Consider the following 19,031-nt stretch of genomic DNA (forward strand, 5'->3'; position numbering starts at 1 on the left):
CGCCGGCCATCCATGGCCGTCGCCCCACTACGCAAGGGTTCCATTCGGCCTGCTGAAGGGACGATTTGTGGCGTCTGTACGATTTGTGCAGGTAAAAGCACAGCAACAGCAACAGCAACAGCAACAGCAACAGCAACAGCAACAGCAACAGCAACAGCAACAGCGAGGTGCTGGTGTGCAGCTTTTGATTTTATTCACGCTTCGGGGGAATGTCCGCATCTACCGGTTAGGTCGGGGTTTGCGGCAGATGCTCGAACAGTGTCCTGCATACACCTGCAATGTGCTCATCGAGCAACGTCACCGCGCGTTCGACATCTTTGGCGCGGCAGGCGTCGAGGATTTCACGGTGCTCGTGATCGGCGCGCTCCTTGCCCGCGGACAGGCTCATCTGCATGCGCAGGTAACGTTCAAGCTTGTCGTTCACCGAACGAATCATATTCACCAGAAATGGCCGCTGCGCTGGTTCGTACAGGCAGGCGTGCAGCTCCCAGTTCAGTTCAGCCCAGCGCCCGACGTCGTTCTCGCCGACGAATTCCTGGCAGATGCGCTCGGCGCGTGTGAAGGTGTCCTCGGTCATGTTCGGGATGGCCAGGCGCAGCGCCTTGTCTTCAAGCAGCATGCGTACCTCGAACATCTGCGCCAGTTCAGGCTCCGACATACGTGTGACCATTGCCCCGCGATTGCGCTGGAACATGACCAGACCCTCAGCCTCAAGGCGTTTGAGTGCCTCGCGCACGGGGATCTTGCTGACGTTGAACTGGCGGGCGATGTCGTCTTGGCGAATCGGCTCGTCCTCGCCGAAATGCCCGGCGATGATCGCATCGCGCAGATGACGAGTGATAATTTCCGAAGTCGAAGGCGTATTGCCCAAGTCCGGGGCGTTGAGGCGAGGTACGGTCACGGTGGCGTCGTCCGAAGTTCTTTCTGGATATGGTATACGAATTTATTCGAACTCGGTGTCGCACACGCCCGACGGCGAACGTCGTGATCCCGCCACCTTTGGATTCAGCGGATGAAATGCACTTTACCGGTGTCGTCGTTGCCCATGTAGATCCCATAGACCCCAGCTTGGCGCTCCTCGATATAGCGTTCGAGAATCTGCCTGATGGCCGGGTAGTAGATCTCGTCCCAAGGAATATCCTCCGGGGCGAAGAATCGGTAATCCAGGGTCTCCGGACCATATTGCCCGGTAATTTCCAGGGCGATGGCGCGAAAGATGATGTACACCTCGCTGATCGTCGGCACGCTGAAAATAGAATACGGCGAGACAATTTCACCGCGTACGCCACTTTCTTCCCAGACTTCGCGCAGCGCCGCCTGTTCGGTGGTCTCGCCGCTTTCCATGAAGCCTGCAGGCAAAGTCCAGGTGCCGGGGCGCGGCGGTATGGCGCGCTGGCACAGCAGGTACTTGCCATCCTGCTCGATGATGCAGCCAGCGATGATTTTGGGGTTCAGGTAATGGACGTAGCCACAAGCGCTGCACAGCAAGCGCTCGTGAGTATCGCCGCTGGGCCGTCCCTGGTGTAGCGCGGCAGTACAGTGCGGGCAGTAACGTGGGACGGCGGGCATGATCAGCGACCTATGCGGGGTTCTTTGAGTGCAATGGGCGCAGCGATGTCGCGCACCTTGCTGTTGTCATTCTGTTTCAGCCGTAGGTACTCCAGGGCCACCTTGGCCGCGGCACGTACGTGATCGACCGATGCCTGGTGGGCAGCCAGTGGGTCGCCGCTCTTGATCGCTTCAACGATCTTGACCATTTCCTGGTTGCTCGCCCCGCGACGGTTTTCCTGGGAGACCGAGGTAGCACGCAGGTAGCTGATACGTGCCTGCAACTGGCGCAATTGCGTGGCTGCTACATGGTTGCCGGAGCCTTCGAGCAGCACATCGTAGAAACCCTGTACCGAGTCGATCACCTGTTGCAGTTCACCTTCTTCGAGGGCTTGGCGGTTCACGTCCAAGGCTTTTTCCAGGGCGCGGATGTCCTTGGCCTTGGCGTTCAGGGTGAACAGCTGGACGATCAGCCCTTCGAGTACGCAACGCAGTTCGTAGATATCTCGGGCGTCTTCCAGGGTGATGATGGCCACGCGTGGCCCCTTGGCGTCGGCGAACTCCACCAGGCCTTCGGATTCCAGGTGACGCAGCGCTTCACGCACCGAAGTGCGGCTGACACCAAGACGGTCGCACAGGTCGCGTTCCACCAGGCGGTCGCCCGGCAAGAGCTGGAAGCTCATGATCGCCCCGCGCAATTTGTCGAGCACGATTTCACGCAGGGTTACAGGGTTGCGGTTGACCTTGAAGCTGTCGTCGAGGGGCTGGCGTTTCATCATCTGTGCTCTGAAATTGGCTGTTGTCACAAGCGTCGCCGAGCACCTCGAATCGCGGTGCTCCGTGCGGCGGTTTCGAACAGCCAGTCGTTAACTGGTTGCCTCCAAATCGGCTTCGGCGAACGCCTCGCGGGCCAGACGGAAACTGTCCACGGCCGCAGGCACACCGCAGTAAATGCCGACTTGAAGCAAAATTTCACGTATTTGCTCACGACTCAGACCGTTACGCAAGGCGCCGCGTATGTGCAGCTTGAGTTCGTGAGGGCGGTTGAGTGCCGAAATCATCGCCAGGTTGATCATGCTGCGCTCTTTGAGCGACAAACCGTCGCGACCCCAGACGTGGCCCCAGCAGTATTCGGTGACCAGTTCCTGCAGCGGGCGGGTGAAGTCATCGGCGTTCTCGATCGATTTGTTGACGTATGCTTCGCCGAGCACCTGGGTGCGGATTTGCAGGCCTTTTTGATACTTCTCGTTGCTCATGATCAGCTCCGAAAAAATGGGGACGCAACCGAGGGTATGGCGCACGCCCCCAAGGGAAATCAGCACAGCGGCGGCAGGGCGCCGAGCTTGCCTTTGTGGTAGACCATTGGTGTTGCGGGCTGCTCGGGCAGAATCAGGTTCATCACCGAGCCGACGATGATGGCGTGGTCGCCACCGTCGTATTCGCGCCACAGCTCACACTCGATGATTGCCGTGGCATTGCCCAATAGCGGATTGCCCAGCTCGCTCAAGTGCCAGTCGATGCCTTTGGCCTTGTCCTTGCCTTTGCCGGCAAAGGCATAGGCTTCGGCGGTTTGCCCGGCCGCCAGCAAGTGAATGGCAAATTGCTTGCTGTCACGCAGAATCGGATAGGTGTCGGAGGCGTAGTTGGGGCAGAACAGCACCAGCGCCGGCTCGATCGACAGCGCGCTGAAGGCGCTGGCGGTGATCCCGACGATGCCACCTTCGGCGTCCAGGGTGGTAACCACCGTAACACCGGAAGGAAAGGAGCCCATCACGTCTTTGTAGATGCCAGGTTCAATCATGGCGCAGGTCTCCTAACGCATGACAAAGGGGTCGGGCATGGGCGCGGTCGAGAGGTTGATCCACACCGTTTTCAATTCGGTGTAGGCCAGTACCGAGTCGATGCCGCTCTCGCGTCCGTAGCCGCTGTTCTTGAATCCGCCAATGGGCGCCATGGCTGACACCGCGCGGTAGGTGTTGACCCAAATGATCCCTGAACGTACATCCCGGGCCAGACGATGGGCGCGGCCCAGGTCACGGGTCCAGATGCCGGCTGCCAGGCCAAATTGCGAGTCGTTGGCCATGGCCAGCGCCTCGGCCTCGGTCTTGAAGCGGATGACTGCCGCCACCGGGCCAAAGACTTCTTCCTGCATGATGGTCATCGAGTTGCTGTCGCACTCGAACAGGGTTGGCTCGTAGAACCAGCCCTCGCTGTCGATCTGGGCACGCTTGCCACCCAGGCGCAGCTTGGCACCTTCGGCTTGAGCGGCGGCAACCAGGTGTTCGACCACCGCCAATTGCTGAGCAGTCGCCATCGGCCCCATTTCGCTGGCATCATCCTGCGGGTTGCCAATCTTGATGCGCTTGGCACGTTCAACCAGGCGCTCGACGAACGCGTCGTAGATTTCGTCTTGCACCAGCAGGCGTGAGCCGGCAACGCAGCTCTGGCCGGAGGCGGCGTAGATCCCGGCGACCGCGCCGTTGATGGCGCTGTCCAGGTCGGCATCGGCGAAGATGATGTTCGGCGATTTGCCGCCTAGCTCCAGCGAGAGCTTGGCGAAGTTCTCGGCACTGCTGCGCACTACATGGCGTGCGGTGGCGGCGCCGCCAGTGAAGGCGATCTTGCGCACCAGCGGATGGCGGGTGAGGGCTGCGCCAGTGCTTGGGCCGTAACCGGTAACGACGTTGACCACACCCGCCGGAAACCCGGCTTCAAGGGCCAGGCGGGCAAGCTCCAGAATGGTTGCCGAGGCGTGTTCCGAAGGCTTGAGAACAATCGTGTTGCCCGCCGCCAGCGCGGGCGCGAGCTTGATTGCGGTAAGGTACAGCGGACTGTTCCAGGGAATGATCCCGGCGACCACGCCTATCGGCTCATGCACCGTGTAGGCAAACAGTTCGGGCTTGTCCAACGGCAGGGTACCGCCTTCGAGCTTGTCGGCCAAACCTGCGGTGTAGTGGAAAAACTCTGGCAGGTAGCCAACCTGACCGCGGGTTTCGCGGATCAGCTTGCCATTGTCGCGGCTTTCCAGCTGCGCCAGGCGCTCCTTGTTGTCGCCGATCAGGTCGCCCAGGCGGCGCAGCAGCTTGCCTCGGGCGGTGGCGGTCAGGCCGCGCCAGAGCGGATTGTCGAAGGCGCGCTGTGCCGCCTGGACGGCGAGTTCGACGTCAGCTTCATCGGCATCGGGCAGTTGTGCCCAGGCGCGTGCCGTGGAGGGGTCGAGGCTGTCGAAGGTCTTGCCGCTGACGGCATCGAGCCATTGGCCATCGATGCACATCTGAAAACTTGCGAGTGTCATGCAACGATCCCCTTGGCTGAGTCGGAGAAGGTTCGGGCGTGCCCGAGGAAGTCCAGCAGCATCTGGTTGACCAGGCGCGGCGACTCCACTGGCATCATATGCCGTTGTTCGGCGAGTACCATGCTCTGTGCTCCGGGGATGCGCCGGGCCAATTGATGGGTCATGTCCGGTGTCGAACCCAGGTCCCATTCACCGGTGGCGATCAGGCTGGGGGCCTGGATACTGCCCAGGTCTTCGGCGCGGTACATATCCTGGGTGGCGAATAATTCGTAGGTGGTCAGGTAGCCCTGCGGATCGTTGCTCGCCAGCGTCTGGCGCAGCGCAGCGATCTGTGCGGGGTTGGCCGCCTGGTACTCGCGGCTGAACCAACGAGCCAATGCTGCTTCAGCGTTGGCATCCGGACCATGTTCGGCCGCTTGGGCTGTGCGTGCGATGACCCCGGCGCGTTGTTCGACGCTGCGGTTGAACACGCTGTTGAGCACCACCAGCGCGGACAGTCGCTGCGGGTAGTGCAGGGCGAAGGCACGCGCCACCAGCCCGCCCATGGAAAAACCGATGATGGTCGCCTGGGGCAATTGCAGGTGATCGAGCAATTCGGCCAGTTGCTCGGCATAGCCGGGCAGGCCGCAGCCGGGTTGCGGGCGCGGGCTCTGACCATGGCCGAGCATGTCGTAGGCGATCACCCGGTAATCGTTGGCCAGGCCAACGATCTGCCCGCCCCACATTTCTTTGTTCAGGCCCACCCCGTGGATCAGTACCACGGGGTGGCCTTGGCCGGTCGCCAGATAACTGGTGCCGGCCGGGGTGCGTTCAGCAGCAGGCTGAATCATCGGTCGCTCCTAGGCGTACTTATTGTTATTGGGCCTTTTCGGCTGCCAGTTCTTCCAGGTCGATGTAGCGGTTGCCAATGCGTGGATGCAGGCGGCCACCGTCGGCGCAACCCAGAACCACGACGATTTCGTCGGCGCGCGGGGCGTCTTCGATTTTCATCTCCAGGGTGATGTAGTGCGAGCGCAGGCCTTCGTCGTCCTTGTGCATCATCGGGATCTGGATTGAGGTGCCAGGGCCGCCGCGCTTGTTGGTGAAGCTGAGGTAACTCTTGGCGTTGACTGCTTCGCGGTAGTGGTTACCGAAGCGCAGGGTGTGGATGACTGCGGACGCGTGTTCGATTTCGCCGTCGGCGCCGACAACGGCGGCCTTGCCATAGGCTTCGATTTTGTCTGCACCACCAATCGCGGCGCACAGGCGTTCGACCATTTGTGCACCGAGCTCAGAGCAGTTGGCGCGGATTTCCGGCTTGAGATCCTCGACAAAGCCGCGGCCCAACCATGGGTTTTTCATGACGACGGCCAAGCCCACCATGGTCACCGGGGTGTCGGTAGCCTTGCCACCTTCTATCAAGGTTTCTTCGGCGTAGGTGACGATTTTGCGGATTTCAAAACTCATGGGTGGCTCCTGTGGAAGGGGACGCTTGGTCTAGTTGTCTGATGGTATACCATAATACTTTGCGTGCAAGTGCTTCTTGCAAATTTCTCTGCGAGGGCGACGGACGTGGAGAGGGGATGTTCTGACGGTAGGTTGCTGAAACGCGGAGTTGGTGCGGATTTGAATTCAACCGGTGGGCGTGTGCTTGCCCTAGATCAGCGTGCCTGCCCCGAAGCGCGCTCACGCAGGTCTTTGCTGACCTGGGCCTGGATTTCATAGGCGGGTGCTTCCACGGCATTGAAGTCGCGCGAGTAGCGCTTGGCAAACTCCGTCACGCCCCACTGCTGATACTGCTGCACATGATGCAACTCGTGAGCCCAGAGGGCGACATTGTCCTGGGCATCGACTTCGTTGCGAAAGATGATGATGTCGATCAGGGTCACGGCATTGACATCGGGGTTCTGCAGCAGCGCGTTGGCGCTGTTCAGGGCTTGCTGGTCACCGACCTTGTAGCGCGCCGCGTCCAGCACCTGAAAGTCATAGTAAGGCTCAAGCTGAGCTCGGATATGCAGGGGGATCGGCAGTACGTTGCTGCTGGCGGCGCTGTCGCGAGCCTGTTGCAGGGCTGCTGCCAGGGTGCTGCTGGCGATGCGGCCGAGGTCGTCGAGCATGATTCCGGCCTGGCCAGGGTCGAAAGGTGAACAAATACAGCTGCCCAGGCAAACTTCATACTGTCCGGCGGGGCAAGCGCCAAACGCATGAAACGGTGCGACCAGGGCAAGGCCAAGCAGCAGGTCAGCGGCTCTCATGCAGGGCCCCGGCGAGAAACTCACGGGAGGCGTTGAGCACTTCGTGTTGGCTGGATTCATTGGCCAGCATGCGTGCGATCACCAGTGCCCCTACGCACTGGCTAAGCAGGGCCCAGGCCAGATCCGGGTCTTCCAGGGTGTCGGCCCAGGCTTGTTGCAAGGTGCGCAACCAGTGCTCGGCTTCCTCGCGCACGGGCAGCGGTGCCTGGGCGATTTCAGCGCCAAGGGCAGGGATGGCGCAGCCACCTTCGGCATTGTGCACATGGGCCAGGCTCAGGTAGTGGTCCAGGCAACGCTCTAGCCGCTGACGGTTCATCGGTTGCTGGGCCATGGGGCTTAGCGACAATTCACGGCGCACCACTTCGGTAAACAGATCGTCCTTGGACGGGAAATGATTGTAGAAGGCCCCGCCAGTCAGGCCGATAGCCTTCATCAGGCCCGCCACGCCGGTAGCGTTAAAGCCCCCGCGTTTGGCCAGGGCACCGCTGCTTTGCAGCAGTCTCTGCCGGGTTTGCTCTTTGTGGTGGGTGGAGTAGCGCACGCCGATCTTCTCCAAATCATTGGCTTGACGAAGGTTGAATCATAGCATAGCGTTCGTTTACTAAATGATCGTTTACTAATGGGGCGATGAATGAGTCAGGGCAAGAAAGTGGTGTTGGTGGTGGGGGCCGGTGATGCTACCGGTGGTGCAATTGCCAAGCGTTTTGCCCGGGAAGGCTACATCGCCTGTGTCACCCGGCGCAGCGCCGAGAAGTTGCAACCGCTGGTCGATGAGATTCGTGCCGAGGGCGGACAGGCTCATGGCTTTGCTTCCGATGCGCGCAAGGAAGAGGAGGTCACGGCGCTGGTCGAGCAGATTGAAAGCACCCTGGGGCCGATCGAGGCCTTTATCTTCAATATTGGCGCCAATGTGCCCTGCAGCATTCTCGACGAGACTGCGCGAAAGTACTTCAAAATCTGGGAAATGGCTTGCTTTGCAGGCTTTCTCACCGGCCAGGCGGTGGCGCGGCGAATGGTTACCCGTGAGCGCGGGACTATCCTGTTTACCGGTGCAACTGCCGGCTTGCGGGGCGCGGCGGGGTTCGCAGCGTTCGCTGCTGCCAAGCATGGCATTCGTGCGCTGGCCCAGAGCATGGCGCGGGAGCTTGGCCCACGTAATATTCATGTCGCGCATGTGGTGGTGGATGGTGCCATCGACACGGCGTTTATCCGCGACAGCTTTCCAGAGCGTTATGCACTGAAGGACCAGGACGGCATCCTCGATCCGGCCCATATTGCTGACAGCTATTGGTACTTGCACGCCCAACCACGTGATGCCTGGACATTCGAGCTAGACCTGCGGCCCTGGATGGAACGCTGGTAACGCTAACCACGACAATAAGGACACAGTGCAATGAGCAAGAGCGTAGAGTTTTTCTTTGATCTGGGCAGCCCGGCCAGCTACCTGGCCTGGACCCAATTGCCGGCGCTGTGCGCCAGCCACGATGCGCAATTGGTGTATCGGCCGATGTTGCTGGGCGGGGTGTTTCAAGCAACTGGCAATGCGTCGCCGGCGATGGTGCCGGCCAAGGCACGCTATGTGTTCGCCGACTTTCAACGGTTTGCCAAGCGCTATGGCGTGACTCTGGCCTTTCCCCCGGGCTTTCCGATCAATACCTTGGGCCTGATGCGCGGGACCATTGCCGTGCAACGCTATCAACCTGAACGCTTCGAGGCCTACCTGACTGCCCTGTTCCAGGCGATGTGGGTCCAACAACGCAACGTCGCCGATCCGCACGTGCTGGCGACTGTATTGCAAGAGGCAGGCTTGGACCCTGAGCAGTTCCAGGCCTGGTCAATTGAGCCCGAGGTCAAGGCAGCGCTCAAGCAAGCCACCGATGATGCTGTTGCCCGTGGTGTTTTCGGTGCACCGACCTGCTTTGTGGAAGAACAGATGTTCTTTGGCCAGGACCGTCTGGAGTTTGTCGCCCAGGCGCTGGGCTGAGGCGGTATAGCCAAGTGTAGTGGCGTTATTTTTGGCAACTGTATAGTCGACGTGGATCAGTACTCCGTTAGTGTCAGTGCAGCCAATAAAAAACTGGATGCCTGCCATGCTCAGTTCACTCGACCTGATCACCGCCTTCGTGCTGTTTGCCTTCGTCTCATCGATCACCCCTGGGCCCAACAACACCATGCTATTGGCTTCGGGGGTGAACTTTGGCGTGCGCCGCTCGATTCCGCACGCCATTGGGATCAGTGTCGGTTTCATGATCATGGTGTTGGCAGTGGGTTTCGGCCTTGGCGAGGTGTTCAAGGCGTATCCGCCGATCTACACCGTACTGCGCTACGTGGGCGCGACCTATCTGCTTTATCTGGCGTGGAAAATCGCCACTTCCGGTCCGTTATCGGTAAGCAACCCGCAGAGTCGCAAGCCATTGGGCTTCTGGGGGGCGGCGGCGTTCCAGTGGGTCAACCCTAAAGCGTGGGTCATGGCAGTGGGAGCGATCACTACCTACACACCGGCCCAAGGCTACGTCACCAATGTGATCGTGATTGCTGCGTTGTTTGCCTTGGTCAACCTACCGAGTGTGTGCGTCTGGGTCATGTTTGGCAGTGCCTTGCGCACGGTACTGCAGAACCCGCGCTGGCTGATGCTGTTCAATTTGCTGATGGCGGCGCTATTGGTGATATCGCTTTACCCGCTGCTGTTTGTAGAATCGAGCTTTTCTTGAATGAGTACGCTGGCACATGCAGTTGAATCCCTGGTCCCACGACACAAGTGCCGGCTTTACCTTGCGCGGCTGGCGGTCACCTGCCAGCGGCAAACCGCTGCTGCATTTTCTTCACGGTAATGGTTTTTGCTGCCTGGCTTACCAGCCCATGCTGGCACGTCTGGCCGAGCACTTCGATTTGTGGTTGTGCGATGTCCAGGGCCATGGTGACAGTGATCATGGTGGCGCCTTCCAGGGTTGGAACCGCACGGCAGAACTGGCCATCGAGGCTTTTGACGCCGGACGCGGCGATTATGCCGATGTACCGCGCTTCGCGGTCGGCCACAGTTTTGGTGGGGTATTGACCGCGCTGATGCTGGCGCAGCAGCCGCAGTTGTTCGAGCGTGCAGTGTTGCTCGACCCGGTGCTGTTCAGCCGTTCGATGATGGGCATCATGGGGGCGGCGGCATTGGTTGGCCTGCACCGCCGCCATGCCTTGGCGCGCAAGGCCGCCACTCGGCGCAGTCATTGGCCGGATCGCACCGCCGCGCGCGCCTCGCTGGAGGGTAGGGGCATTTTCAAGGGCTGGAGCGAATCGGCGCTGCAAGCGTATGTCGAGCATGCAATCGGTGACTGTGGCGAGGGCGTAGTTCTCAAGTGCCGGCCGAGCCGCGAGGTGGAGATTTTCAGCTCGTTCCCGCGGCGAATGTGGGCGTCCTTGACCAAAGTACAAACGCCAGTACTGGTGCTGTATGGCGAGCATACCTATCCCTTCGTGCCTCAATCCGTGCAGCGCTGGGCACAGGACAATCGCCATGTCACGGCAGTTCAGGTAACCGGCGGCCATTGTTTCATGCAGGAAGATCCGGCAGACGGCAGTGAGCGCGTCCAGGCTTTTCTGCTGCAACAGTAAGCGCATGGCTCGCCCTGGTTGAGGTCAGGAAATATCGCTGGCCTCGAACTCGGTAGCGAGAAAGTCCAGCAAACTGCGCACGCCCGGCAGCAACCCGCGGCGCGAGGCGAATACCGCGTGCACCACGCCACATTCCGGCGCCCAGTCAGGAGTGACCTTCACCAGTTTGCCGCTGGCAAGTTCGTCTCTCACCACCACCAGCGGTACATGCACCACACCCACGCCGGCCACTGCCGCCTGACGTAACACCAGTAGATCGTCAGTGACCAGCCGCGGCTGATAGCGCAGGCTGGCGTGCACCGCGTCTGGGCCCACCAATTCCCAGTGATAATCCCGTTGCGGCCTGCCCCAGTGCAGGCTTGGCAAGGCGTTGAGGTCTGCGGGCACCGGCCGGGCCGGCAACTGCTCGAGCAGTGTCGGCGCGGCCACCAGGCATTGGGTGCTGTGGGCCAGGGTCTTCATCACCAGATCACTGCTTTCCAGCGGCGGAAAGCGCACGCGCAAGGCAATGTCGATGCCTTCCTGAATCAGATCGACATGGCGGTTGGTGCTTTCAATGTGCAGTTGCACCAAGGGGCACTGCACCATGAAGCGGGCCAACATTTCGCCGACCCAAAAGTTCAGCAGCGCAGTTGGGCAACTCAGACGCACGATGCCCTGGGGTTCTGCGCGGTTGCGCTCGATGAGCTCGGCGGCGCCCTCGGCTTCTACCAGCATGGCCACGCAATGACGGTAATAGGCCTGGCCGATCTCGGTGACTGAAAAGTGTCGGGTCGAGCGCTGAATCAAACGGACGCCGAGGCGCTCTTCCAGCCCGGCAATGCGCCGGCTGAGTTTGGATTTGGGCATGTCCAGGGCTCGGCCAGCAGGGGCAAAGCCGCCGTGATCGACTACCTGGGCAAAATAGTAAAGGTCGTTGAGGTCTTCCACCAGTGTTCTCCATATGGAACGCTGAAGTCAGTTTAACTGATCTACCGCCAATGTCGTCTCGCTCCTATTGTTATAGCCATACACGAGAGGAGACCATCTCATGAAAAAGATCCAAGGCGTCTACAGCAGTCCCAACCCGCATTGGGTCGGCGACGGCTTCCCGGTACGCAGTCTGTTTACCTACGACAACCTGGCCCAGCACATCAGCCCGTTCCTGTTGCTCGATTATGCCGGTCCCCATGACTTCACCCCGACCACGGCACGTCGCGGAGTCGGCCAGCACCCACATCGCGGTTTCGAAACCGTGACCATTGTCTACGAGGGCGAACTGGAACACCGGGACTCCACGGGTGCCGGTGGCCTGATCGGGCCAGGCGATGTGCAATGGATGACGGCAGCCAACGGCATCCTCCACGAAGAGTTTCATTCCCCGGCGTTCGCTGCCAAGGGCGGCACGCTGGAAATGGTGCAACTGTGGGTCAACTTGCCGGCCAAGGACAAATCGGCACCTGCCGGTTATCAGACCCTGTTGAGCCGTGATATTCCCGTGGTGCCCCTGGGTGCCGGTAGCGGCAGCCTGCGGGTTATCGCCGGTGAGTACCGTGGTCATCGTGGCCCGGCGCAGACCTTCACCCCGATGGATGTCTGGGACATGCAGCTCAAGGCTGGCGCGCACATCCGCTTGCCCAGTGCCGCAGGACGCAGCACTGCGTTGGTGGTTCTGCGCGGCAAGGTCCTGGTCAATGGCGAGCGCGCGGTAGGTCCGGCGCAGTTGGTGCTGTTCGACCGTGCTGGCGACGAGTTGCTGCTCGAAGCGCAGACCGATGCATTGGTATTGCTGCTCAGCGGTGAACCACTGAACGAACCCATCGTGGGTTATGGCCCGTTCGTGATGAACAGCGAAGCAGAGATTGCCGAGGCATTCGAAGACTTTCGCGCCGGTCGTTTTGGCCAGATGAGTGGCCCAAGCGGATCTCGCCACGACAACTAGTATCAATAACCCGAAGGCTACCCCTCGGGTGGCCTTCGACCCTGGCTGCAGGCACAACCTGCAGCCAACCCTCAAGGAGAATGTGTCATGAGTACATTTGCCAACGTTGCCAATTTCAATGGCCAGGTCCCGCGTATCGATCCTGATAACGCCGCAATGCTGCTGATCGATCACCAGAGCGGTCTGTTCCAGACGGTCAAGGACATGCCGATGACCGAGCTGCGCGCCAACGCCATCACCCTGGCCAAGGTCGCAAGCCTGGCCAAGATTCCGGTGATTACCACTGCTTCCGTACCACAAGGCCCGAACGGTCCGCTGATTCCGGAAATTCACGAAGCCGCGCCACACGCCAAGTATGTCGCTCGCAAAGGTGAAATCAACGCCTGGGACAATGAGGAATTCGTCAAGGCGGTCGAGGCCACGGGCAAGAAGCAATTGATCATTGCCGGCACCATCACCAGCGTCTGCATGGCCTTCCCAAGCATCAGTGCGGTCAATGCCGGCTATCAGGTTTTCGCCGTGATCGACGCCAGCGGCACTTATTCGAAGATGGCCCAGGAAGTCACCCTGGCGCGCATCATGCAGGCCGGTGTGGTGCCAATGGACACCGCTGCCGTCTGCTCGGAAGTACAGCGCACCTGGAACCGTCCGGACGCGCAACAGTGGGCCGAGGCCTATAGCGCAGTGTTCCCGCACTACCAATTGTTGATCGAGAGCTACCTCAAGGCGCAACAGGTAGTTAAAGAGAACGAACAGCTCGATTCCGAACGCTGATCCCTGAGGCCCGGTGTCGAAGATGCCGGCCTACCACGCTAGGAGTAAGACCATGAGCAAACCTTACGTTCGTCTGGACAAGAACAACGCTGCTGTGCTGCTGGTGGATCACCAGACCGGGCTGCTTTCTCTGGTGCGCGATATTGATCCTGACAAGTTCAAGAACAACGTATTGGCCGTGGGCGATCTGGCCAAGTATTTCAACCTGCCCACTATTCTGACTACCAGCTTTGAAACCGGTCCTAATGGTCCTCTGGTGCCAGAGCTCAAGGAGCAGTTCCCCGAGGCGCCGTACATTGCGCGCCCCGGCCAGATCAATGCCTGGGACAACGAGGACTTCGTCAAAGCAGTCAAGGCTACCGGCAAGAAGCAGCTGATCATTGCTGGCGTGGTCACTGAAGTGTGTGTGGCTTTTCCGGCGCTGTCGGCACTGGCAGAAGGCTTTGATGTGTTCGTGGTTACCGATGCATCCGGTACCTTCAACGCCTTGACCCGCGACTCGGCGTGGGACCGCATGTCCCAGGCCGGTGCCCAATTGATGACCTGGTTCGGCCTGGCTTGCGAGCTACACCGTGACTGGCGCAACGATGTCGAAGGCCTTGGTACCCTGTTCTCCAACCACATTCCTGACTACCGTAATCTGATCACCAGTTACAACACCCTTACCAACGGCAAATAAGGTCATTGATCAATCGTCGGCCGGGCGCTCACGCAGCCCGGCCGTCGTCTTTTCTGCTTCCTGTTCAGGGGCGTCACCGTTGGCAGCAATGTCCTTGTATTCCTGTAACAGGCTCTTCAATTGACGTGCATCCAGGTCGTCGAGGTTGAGCATGGCGTTGTGTGCAGCCTTGGTTGCCCGCAGTAGCTCATCGATTTTCAAGTGCAACACATCGTTGTCGCGGTTCTGGGTATTCTGGATCACAAAGACCATCAAGAAGGTAATGATCGTGGTCGAGGTGTTGATTACCAACTGCCAGGTATCGTTGTAGTGGAACCATGGGCCGCTGGCTGCCCAGATAACGATCAGCATCAGCGCGAGCATGAAGGTATGTGAACTGCCAGCGCGTTTAGCCAGGTATTGGGCGAAACGTTCGAATTTCATGGTAGGGCTCCAGCGTGGCGGTAATAAATAGACCACGGGAGCTTGTTGAAATTCTTTGAAACATCATCGCCGGTGCTGGCGTCGAATCGGCGAGTCAGGCGATGATCTGTCTATGAGCCCATTCCCTGCTAGGTACGGTTACCAGCGTAGTGTGCGCACGTACGGTGCGATAACGCTCTGGCTGCGCTATCAGCCGCCTTTTATTTGCCGTCGTTGCTGGGGTTTCTGTCTGCCCGCTGTATTGGTGGTATCGAGACCGTGGTCAACGGTGTGTACACCCGAACCGCCGAATTCAATGGCAGGCATGCGCTGATCCAGGTAAGCGCCGGGCGGGGCCACCATTTGGTATTGACTGTTCGCGGTCTGCCCCCAGCGGTATTGCCTGTGTTAGTCGCCAAGGTACGGCGGGTTTTTGCCCTGAATGCGCAAATTGCCGAGGTAGAAGCGCAACTGGGAGACGATCCATTGATGGCCAGGCTCATAGCGGCGCGTCCGGGTTTGCGTGTGCCGCAGGGGTGGGATAGCTTCGAGCAGGCCATGCGCACGGTGCTTGGCCAGCAGATCAGTGTTGCCGGGGCCATGACCCTTGCCGGACGCCTGGTGGCTCGTTATGGCCAGGCACTATCGCTGCCGCTTCAAGGCATCGGACTTACCCATGTATTCCCGCAACCCATCGCTATCGTCGAGCAAGACCTGAGTGCTCTGGGGATGCCGCGGTCGCGCGCCGCGACTTTGTCGACTCTGGCCAGGGCCGTGCTCGACGAACCGCGGCTGTTACATCCTCAGGCCGATCTGGAGCAGTGGCTGCGACGTTTATGCCAACTGCGGGGTATTGGCCCCTGGAGTGCCCAGTACCTGGCGCTACGTCAGCTAGGCGCAGCCGATGCCTTGCCGCTGGGAGACGTCGCCTTGATCAAAGCATTACGCCTGTTGGAAGGTCCGGACGCACAGTTGGCGGATCGAGCCCAGGCCTGGAGTCCTTGGCGCGCTTACGCTGCCCAGCACTTGTGGGCCTCATTGAGCTGAATCAGCTGGACTGGCGCCATTTGACTTGGGTAATGCCATAGCGCTCTGCCATCGGTTTGCTGACTTTATTGACTTTCTCACGACCGAAGCGACCGATTCGACCAACCCCGGCATCGCAGCAAGCCCAATGCCAGGCTTCGGCGCTGTCCATCATTTCGGCGCGGATGATGAAGGACTTGGGCTCACCGTGCTGCACATAGTCGATGATGAAATATTTGCCGTTGTTCATGGGCCTTTAACGTTCCTTTCCAAGCAGTGACGAGAAAATCCATTCAATGCCTTTAGTGAGTCCCGCAAGGCTGGAAAAATTCCATTTGATTTGGCCCTAGTGCGAACCTTTGATCGTCAAATGACGGGCATCCCGCTCGAACACCACTTGTTCCAGGCGATGGGCAATACCGCAAGCCAAGGAGTCGTACGCAGGAATGACTTTTTCTTCTGCCGAGAGGCAATGGAAGATGTCCAGTTTGCGTTCGGCGTGATTGGTTTCCAGTTCAAAGATGCGCACATAGCGCTCCAGATCGTTATTCAAACTGGAGAGGTATTCACGCAGGCGTGAATGGTCCACCGCGCTCTGACTGAAGTGCCAGGTCATGGGGTGGATCAGAAAGCGCGAGTGGGGCGCGGCGATGCGCTCGGCCGCGGCCAGGTACATGATGATGCCCATTGACTCGATATTGCCGGCGTTCACCGAGCACACCGGCACCGGCAAGGATTTTAAAAAGCTGTAGATCGAGAAACCGAAGTTGGTACTGCCGCCTGTGGTCGACAAAAACAGCAGCAACGATGTAGCCCCTTCATCCAGGGCTTGCAAGCACCGGTCGCGAAAGCGCTCGGTAGTGTCCTGATCGATCTGGCAATGAAAGTGGATCACCTGTTGGCTCATTGCATTGGCCTCAGGACCGACGCACATTGAGTGCGCCGGTCTTTTCTCCGTTAGCTACGGCCGCCACCACTTGGCTTGCGGGTCTGGTCCTTATCCATTTCAGGTTTGCGGGTCTGGCCCCCAGATTGGCCTCCGGAAGCCTGGCCGCCTTTTTTGCCGGCGTCGGAGGCTTTCTGTTTGTCGTTGGCGAAATTCCCGGGATTCGAAGTGTCTTTATTAGCCATGATTCTCTTCCTCTTCTGGATATTCGCAGGGCGTATGCCCTACACAAGGTGGGAGACAGGCGAGGTGGGCAAAGTTTGAAAAATCTGCAGCGCTTGGGACGAACGGTCGGACGCTGCCGTCCATCTGCACGTTATGAGTTTGCTTTGAACTTGGCGACAGGCTTGAGGCTCCTCTGAGAACCGCATTGCCTACTGTCGCGCTTCATGGAGTAAACGGCGGGGCATGAGGATTTTCAATTGGTAGCGAAGGCTCGCCAGGTAGTTACTGTCGGTCGGGCCCTCCGAGATGAGGATCGAAACATGTCTTTGATTGGCGTTTCCAACCTGGAGTTGCGCCTGCTTATTGAACAGGCGTTTTTACCTGACCGTTGTGTCGTGTCCTGCACCGATAATGAACACCTTACGATCCAACTGGGGCAGGGTGACAGCCTTGATGATTGCATCATCGTCACCGGGGTTCGGGTACACAGCCTCACCAGTTGCCAGGAACTGGCCGCACTCGTCGCTCAAGTGCGTGAGCAGCAGCGCCTGGGACGAAGCCCGGATCGGGCCAGGCCCCAGGGTGTCTACTGAATCAATGCTTCGCCCGGTTCAACCAAGCGTAGCCGGGCGAAGATATTCAGGTCCCAGTACGTTGAACCAGAACAGGATCATCGATACCAGAATGGTCACCAGCACCAACAGTCCTACAGCCCAGACGCTGGTCGAGTACAGCAGGCCGGCTTCCTTGCGCAGGCGCAGGAATGTCGGCAACCCCACGTACAACAAGAACGTTGCATAGGCCGAGGCTGTCAGTAACACGATCAGCGCCAGCCAGCGCCCGGGGTACAGACCCGCAACACCGGCGACGAAATAGGGTGTAGCGGTGTAGGCGGCAAAACCTATGCACTGGTTGAGGGAGGGGCGAGCATCGAACGTGCGCGACATCCAGCGAATGAACACCCCCATCAACGCCACGCCCAGCACGCTGGTGGCGTAGAGCAGCACGCCCAGTTCGGCTGCACTGGCAATGCTCAGGCGTACTCTTTCCGTGTCCACCAGGCTCCAGCCGACACTGGTGGTGCCAATGAACAAGCACAGGGCGGGAATCAATGCCATCAGCAGCAGATGCGGTAAATAGTGGCGGGGGTGCTGCTCTTCTTCCTGGCGGATTTGCATCCAGGCATCGTCGGGGTGGGTGAAGAGTTGGACCAGATGCGAACTCATGGTGACCTCCGGGTGCAGGGTGATAAACACATGTCCCTGTCTTATGGAGGCTTGCGCAACGCCGGGGTTTCATTTTTTTGAACCATCCCTGGCGCCGCTGAGTCACTGACATGTGACGACCACAACCCAAGGAGTCAAATGCCATGAATGAGCAAACCTGTGCCTGCCCTGGCTGCAACTGCAGCGTTGGCGATCATCCGGTAATGAGGGAAGACAAGGCGTATTGCTGTCAGGCCTGTGCCGAGCATCACCCATCTGGTAAACCCTGCAACAGCAGCGGCTGTGGTTGCGCGGGCGAAGCAACTTCGCCGCGCGACCCGGCCTGATTTCAGGCCACATCCATCAGCACGATCTCGCTGTCCTGCAGGGCCGTAACCCTGAGTACCTGCTCATCTTCAATGGCAACGCCGTCGCGGGCTTCGGCCCGCAGGCCATTGACTTCAATCAGGCCCTTGGCAGGCACCAGATAACCGCGCCGACCGCTATCGAACCGATACTCGGCGCTTTCCCCTGCGTGCAGGGTAGCCGCAACCAGACGGGCATCGGCGCGAATACGCAGGCTGTCTTCATCTGCATCACGACCACTGGCCAGGGTTACGAAACCTTCGCCGCGTTCACCTGTGGGGAAGGGACGAGTGCCCCATGAGGGCGCCTGACCCACGCGCTCGGGCACAACCCAGATCTGAAAGATGCGCGTGTCAACCTTCTCCAGGTTGTATTCACTGTGGGTGATGCCGGTGCCGGCGCTCATGACTTGAACGTCACCGGCTTCGGTGCGGCCCTTGTTGCCCAGATTGTCCTGGTGGCTGATGGCACCTTCGCGCACATAGGTGATGATCTCCATGTCGCGGTGTGGATGCGGTGGGAAGCCACTACCGGCTGCAATAAGATCGTCATTCCAGACCCGCAAGTTGCCCCAGTGCATGCGTTGTGGGTCGTAGTATTGGGCGAAGGAAAAATGATGATGGGCGTCGAGCCAGCCGTGGTTGGCGTGGCCAAGGCTCTTGAATGGGCGCAGTTGCAGCATGATTGGCTCTCCAGGTGAGTCGATTGATGGGGTGATCATCACTGAATCTATTATCGAAAATAAGCGTAAATTTTGGCTTTAAATAATCTGGTAATTCGATGATTAAGCTAGGGTGATTTATGCGTTTCATCGTCTAATTCACTGATCTGCAAGCATTCAGCTGGCGATTTGTGGCGGTTGGAGCG

The 19,031-nt window shown here is 59.4% G+C and carries 27 protein-coding genes; 10 read left to right on the plus strand and 17 right to left on the minus strand.

The window, feature by feature from the left end:
- Positions 1 to 226: 226 nt before the first annotated feature.
- The 10 genes from V0R60_RS00005 to V0R60_RS00050 form a co-directional block, all read right to left on the minus strand.
- Complete coding sequence (locus V0R60_RS00005; RefSeq protein WP_136476674.1) at positions 227 to 901, minus strand: GntR family transcriptional regulator; 675 nt, start codon at positions 899 to 901, stop codon at positions 227 to 229.
- A 104-nt stretch (positions 902 to 1,005) separates the two neighbouring features.
- Positions 1,006 to 1,569: an NUDIX hydrolase gene (locus V0R60_RS00010; protein ID WP_330078741.1), complete on the minus strand. Its 564-nt coding sequence runs from the start codon at positions 1,567 to 1,569 to the stop codon at positions 1,006 to 1,008.
- A 2-nt stretch (positions 1,570 to 1,571) separates the two neighbouring features.
- Entirely contained in the window at positions 1,572 to 2,324 is a 753-nt protein-coding gene (locus V0R60_RS00015; RefSeq protein WP_136476670.1) for a GntR family transcriptional regulator, read from the minus strand.
- Positions 2,325 to 2,414: 90 nt separating this feature from the next.
- Positions 2,415 to 2,804 carry a carboxymuconolactone decarboxylase family protein gene (locus V0R60_RS00020; protein WP_136476668.1) on the minus strand — a complete coding sequence of 130 codons (390 nt, stop codon included), beginning with the start codon at positions 2,802 to 2,804 and terminating at the stop codon, positions 2,415 to 2,417.
- A 59-nt stretch (positions 2,805 to 2,863) separates the two neighbouring features.
- Complete coding sequence (locus tag V0R60_RS00025; protein WP_330078740.1) at positions 2,864 to 3,349, minus strand: flavin reductase family protein; 486 nt, start codon at positions 3,347 to 3,349, stop codon at positions 2,864 to 2,866.
- Positions 3,350 to 3,361: 12 nt separating this feature from the next.
- A complete protein-coding gene (locus V0R60_RS00030; protein WP_330078739.1) occupies positions 3,362 to 4,843 on the minus strand; it encodes an aldehyde dehydrogenase in 1,482 nt (493 codons plus the stop codon).
- Positions 4,840 to 5,673: an alpha/beta fold hydrolase gene (locus V0R60_RS00035; protein ID WP_330078738.1), complete on the minus strand. Its 834-nt coding sequence runs from the start codon at positions 5,671 to 5,673 to the stop codon at positions 4,840 to 4,842. Before V0R60_RS00035 ends, V0R60_RS00030 begins: the two co-directional genes overlap by 4 nt.
- A gap of 25 nt (positions 5,674 to 5,698) precedes the next feature.
- Entirely contained in the window at positions 5,699 to 6,289 is a 591-nt protein-coding gene (locus V0R60_RS00040) for an amino acid synthesis family protein (RefSeq protein WP_136476660.1), read from the minus strand.
- Between the two features lie 194 nt (positions 6,290 to 6,483).
- On the minus strand, positions 6,484 to 7,077 hold the full coding sequence (locus tag V0R60_RS00045) for an eCIS core domain-containing protein (protein WP_330078737.1): 594 nt from the start codon (positions 7,075 to 7,077) through the stop codon (positions 6,484 to 6,486).
- The gene (locus V0R60_RS00050) at positions 7,064 to 7,618 is read right to left on the minus strand and encodes a TetR/AcrR family transcriptional regulator (RefSeq protein ID WP_136476656.1); all 555 of its coding nucleotides are present in this window, start codon (positions 7,616 to 7,618) and stop codon (positions 7,064 to 7,066) included. Before V0R60_RS00050 ends, V0R60_RS00045 begins: the two co-directional genes overlap by 14 nt.
- A 90-nt stretch (positions 7,619 to 7,708) precedes the next feature.
- Between V0R60_RS00050 and V0R60_RS00055 the strand changes: the two genes are divergently transcribed.
- The 4 genes from V0R60_RS00055 to V0R60_RS00070 all read left to right on the plus strand — a co-directional run bounded on the left by V0R60_RS00055 (position 7,709) and on the right by V0R60_RS00070 (position 10,680).
- On the plus strand, positions 7,709 to 8,440 hold the full coding sequence (locus tag V0R60_RS00055) for an SDR family oxidoreductase (protein WP_330078736.1): 732 nt from the start codon (positions 7,709 to 7,711) through the stop codon (positions 8,438 to 8,440).
- Between the two features lie 30 nt (positions 8,441 to 8,470).
- Entirely contained in the window at positions 8,471 to 9,061 is a 591-nt protein-coding gene (locus V0R60_RS00060; protein WP_330078735.1) for a 2-hydroxychromene-2-carboxylate isomerase, read from the plus strand.
- Between the two features lie 97 nt (positions 9,062 to 9,158).
- Entirely contained in the window at positions 9,159 to 9,788 is a 630-nt protein-coding gene (locus V0R60_RS00065; RefSeq protein WP_178084187.1) for a LysE family translocator, read from the plus strand.
- Positions 9,789 to 9,804: 16 nt separating this feature from the next.
- A complete protein-coding gene (locus V0R60_RS00070; RefSeq protein ID WP_330078734.1) occupies positions 9,805 to 10,680 on the plus strand; it encodes an alpha/beta fold hydrolase in 876 nt (291 codons plus the stop codon).
- A gap of 24 nt (positions 10,681 to 10,704) precedes the next feature.
- On the opposite strand, the gene V0R60_RS00075 is transcribed toward V0R60_RS00070, so the two are convergent.
- Entirely contained in the window at positions 10,705 to 11,613 is a 909-nt protein-coding gene (locus V0R60_RS00075; RefSeq protein WP_330078755.1) for a LysR family transcriptional regulator, read from the minus strand.
- A 97-nt stretch (positions 11,614 to 11,710) separates the two neighbouring features.
- Between V0R60_RS00075 and V0R60_RS00080 the strand changes: the two genes are divergently transcribed.
- The 3 genes from V0R60_RS00080 to ycaC all read left to right on the plus strand — a co-directional run bounded on the left by V0R60_RS00080 (position 11,711) and on the right by ycaC (position 14,054).
- Positions 11,711 to 12,601 (plus strand): pirin family protein, encoded by an 891-nt coding sequence (locus V0R60_RS00080; protein ID WP_136476642.1) that lies wholly within the window; start codon positions 11,711 to 11,713, stop codon positions 12,599 to 12,601.
- Positions 12,602 to 12,688: 87 nt separating this feature from the next.
- Positions 12,689 to 13,375: a hydrolase gene (locus V0R60_RS00085; RefSeq protein ID WP_136476640.1), complete on the plus strand. Its 687-nt coding sequence runs from the start codon at positions 12,689 to 12,691 to the stop codon at positions 13,373 to 13,375.
- 52 nt (positions 13,376 to 13,427) lie between these two features.
- Positions 13,428 to 14,054, plus strand: coding sequence for an isochorismate family cysteine hydrolase YcaC (gene ycaC, locus V0R60_RS00090; protein ID WP_136476638.1), 627 nt, complete (start codon positions 13,428 to 13,430; stop codon positions 14,052 to 14,054).
- A 9-nt stretch (positions 14,055 to 14,063) separates the two neighbouring features.
- Here the strand turns inward: ycaC and V0R60_RS00095 are convergent, their stop codons facing one another.
- Positions 14,064 to 14,477, minus strand: a complete 414-nt coding sequence (locus V0R60_RS00095; RefSeq protein WP_330078733.1) for a low affinity iron permease family protein — start codon at positions 14,475 to 14,477, stop codon at positions 14,064 to 14,066.
- Positions 14,478 to 14,681: 204 nt separating this feature from the next.
- On the opposite strand from V0R60_RS00095, the gene V0R60_RS00100 reads away from it, so the two are divergent.
- Positions 14,682 to 15,503: a DNA-3-methyladenine glycosylase family protein gene (locus V0R60_RS00100; RefSeq protein WP_330078732.1), complete on the plus strand. Its 822-nt coding sequence runs from the start codon at positions 14,682 to 14,684 to the stop codon at positions 15,501 to 15,503.
- Between the two features lies 1 nt (position 15,504).
- Here V0R60_RS00100 and V0R60_RS00105 read toward each other — a convergent pair whose 3' ends face one another.
- The 3 genes from V0R60_RS00105 to V0R60_RS00115 all read right to left on the minus strand — a co-directional run bounded on the left by V0R60_RS00105 (position 15,505) and on the right by V0R60_RS00115 (position 16,613).
- Complete coding sequence (locus V0R60_RS00105; protein WP_136476632.1) at positions 15,505 to 15,732, minus strand: DUF6555 family protein; 228 nt, start codon at positions 15,730 to 15,732, stop codon at positions 15,505 to 15,507.
- A gap of 96 nt (positions 15,733 to 15,828) precedes the next feature.
- Positions 15,829 to 16,389 (minus strand): ATP-dependent Clp protease proteolytic subunit, encoded by a 561-nt coding sequence (locus V0R60_RS00110; RefSeq protein WP_136476630.1) that lies wholly within the window; start codon positions 16,387 to 16,389, stop codon positions 15,829 to 15,831.
- A gap of 50 nt (positions 16,390 to 16,439) precedes the next feature.
- On the minus strand, positions 16,440 to 16,613 hold the full coding sequence (locus tag V0R60_RS00115; RefSeq protein ID WP_136476628.1) for a KGG domain-containing protein: 174 nt from the start codon (positions 16,611 to 16,613) through the stop codon (positions 16,440 to 16,442).
- A gap of 300 nt (positions 16,614 to 16,913) precedes the next feature.
- Here V0R60_RS00115 and V0R60_RS00120 point away from each other — a divergent pair, with 300 nt between their 5' ends.
- Entirely contained in the window at positions 16,914 to 17,186 is a 273-nt protein-coding gene (locus V0R60_RS00120) for a DUF1652 domain-containing protein (protein ID WP_136476626.1), read from the plus strand.
- Positions 17,187 to 17,204: 18 nt separating this feature from the next.
- Here V0R60_RS00120 and V0R60_RS00125 read toward each other — a convergent pair whose 3' ends face one another.
- The gene (locus V0R60_RS00125; RefSeq protein WP_136476624.1) at positions 17,205 to 17,819 is read right to left on the minus strand and encodes a Yip1 family protein; all 615 of its coding nucleotides are present in this window, start codon (positions 17,817 to 17,819) and stop codon (positions 17,205 to 17,207) included.
- A gap of 143 nt (positions 17,820 to 17,962) precedes the next feature.
- On the opposite strand from V0R60_RS00125, the gene V0R60_RS00130 reads away from it, so the two are divergent.
- The gene (locus V0R60_RS00130) at positions 17,963 to 18,145 is read left to right on the plus strand and encodes a metallothionein (protein ID WP_136476622.1); all 183 of its coding nucleotides are present in this window, start codon (positions 17,963 to 17,965) and stop codon (positions 18,143 to 18,145) included.
- A gap of 2 nt (positions 18,146 to 18,147) precedes the next feature.
- On the opposite strand, the gene V0R60_RS00135 is transcribed toward V0R60_RS00130, so the two are convergent.
- A complete protein-coding gene (locus tag V0R60_RS00135; protein ID WP_330078754.1) occupies positions 18,148 to 18,846 on the minus strand; it encodes a pirin family protein in 699 nt (232 codons plus the stop codon).
- Between the last annotated feature and the right edge of the window lie 185 nt (positions 18,847 to 19,031).

This window comes from Pseudomonas auratipiscis (genome assembly GCF_036324085.1).
Lineage (GTDB): Bacteria > Pseudomonadota > Gammaproteobacteria > Pseudomonadales > Pseudomonadaceae > Aquipseudomonas > Aquipseudomonas auratipiscis.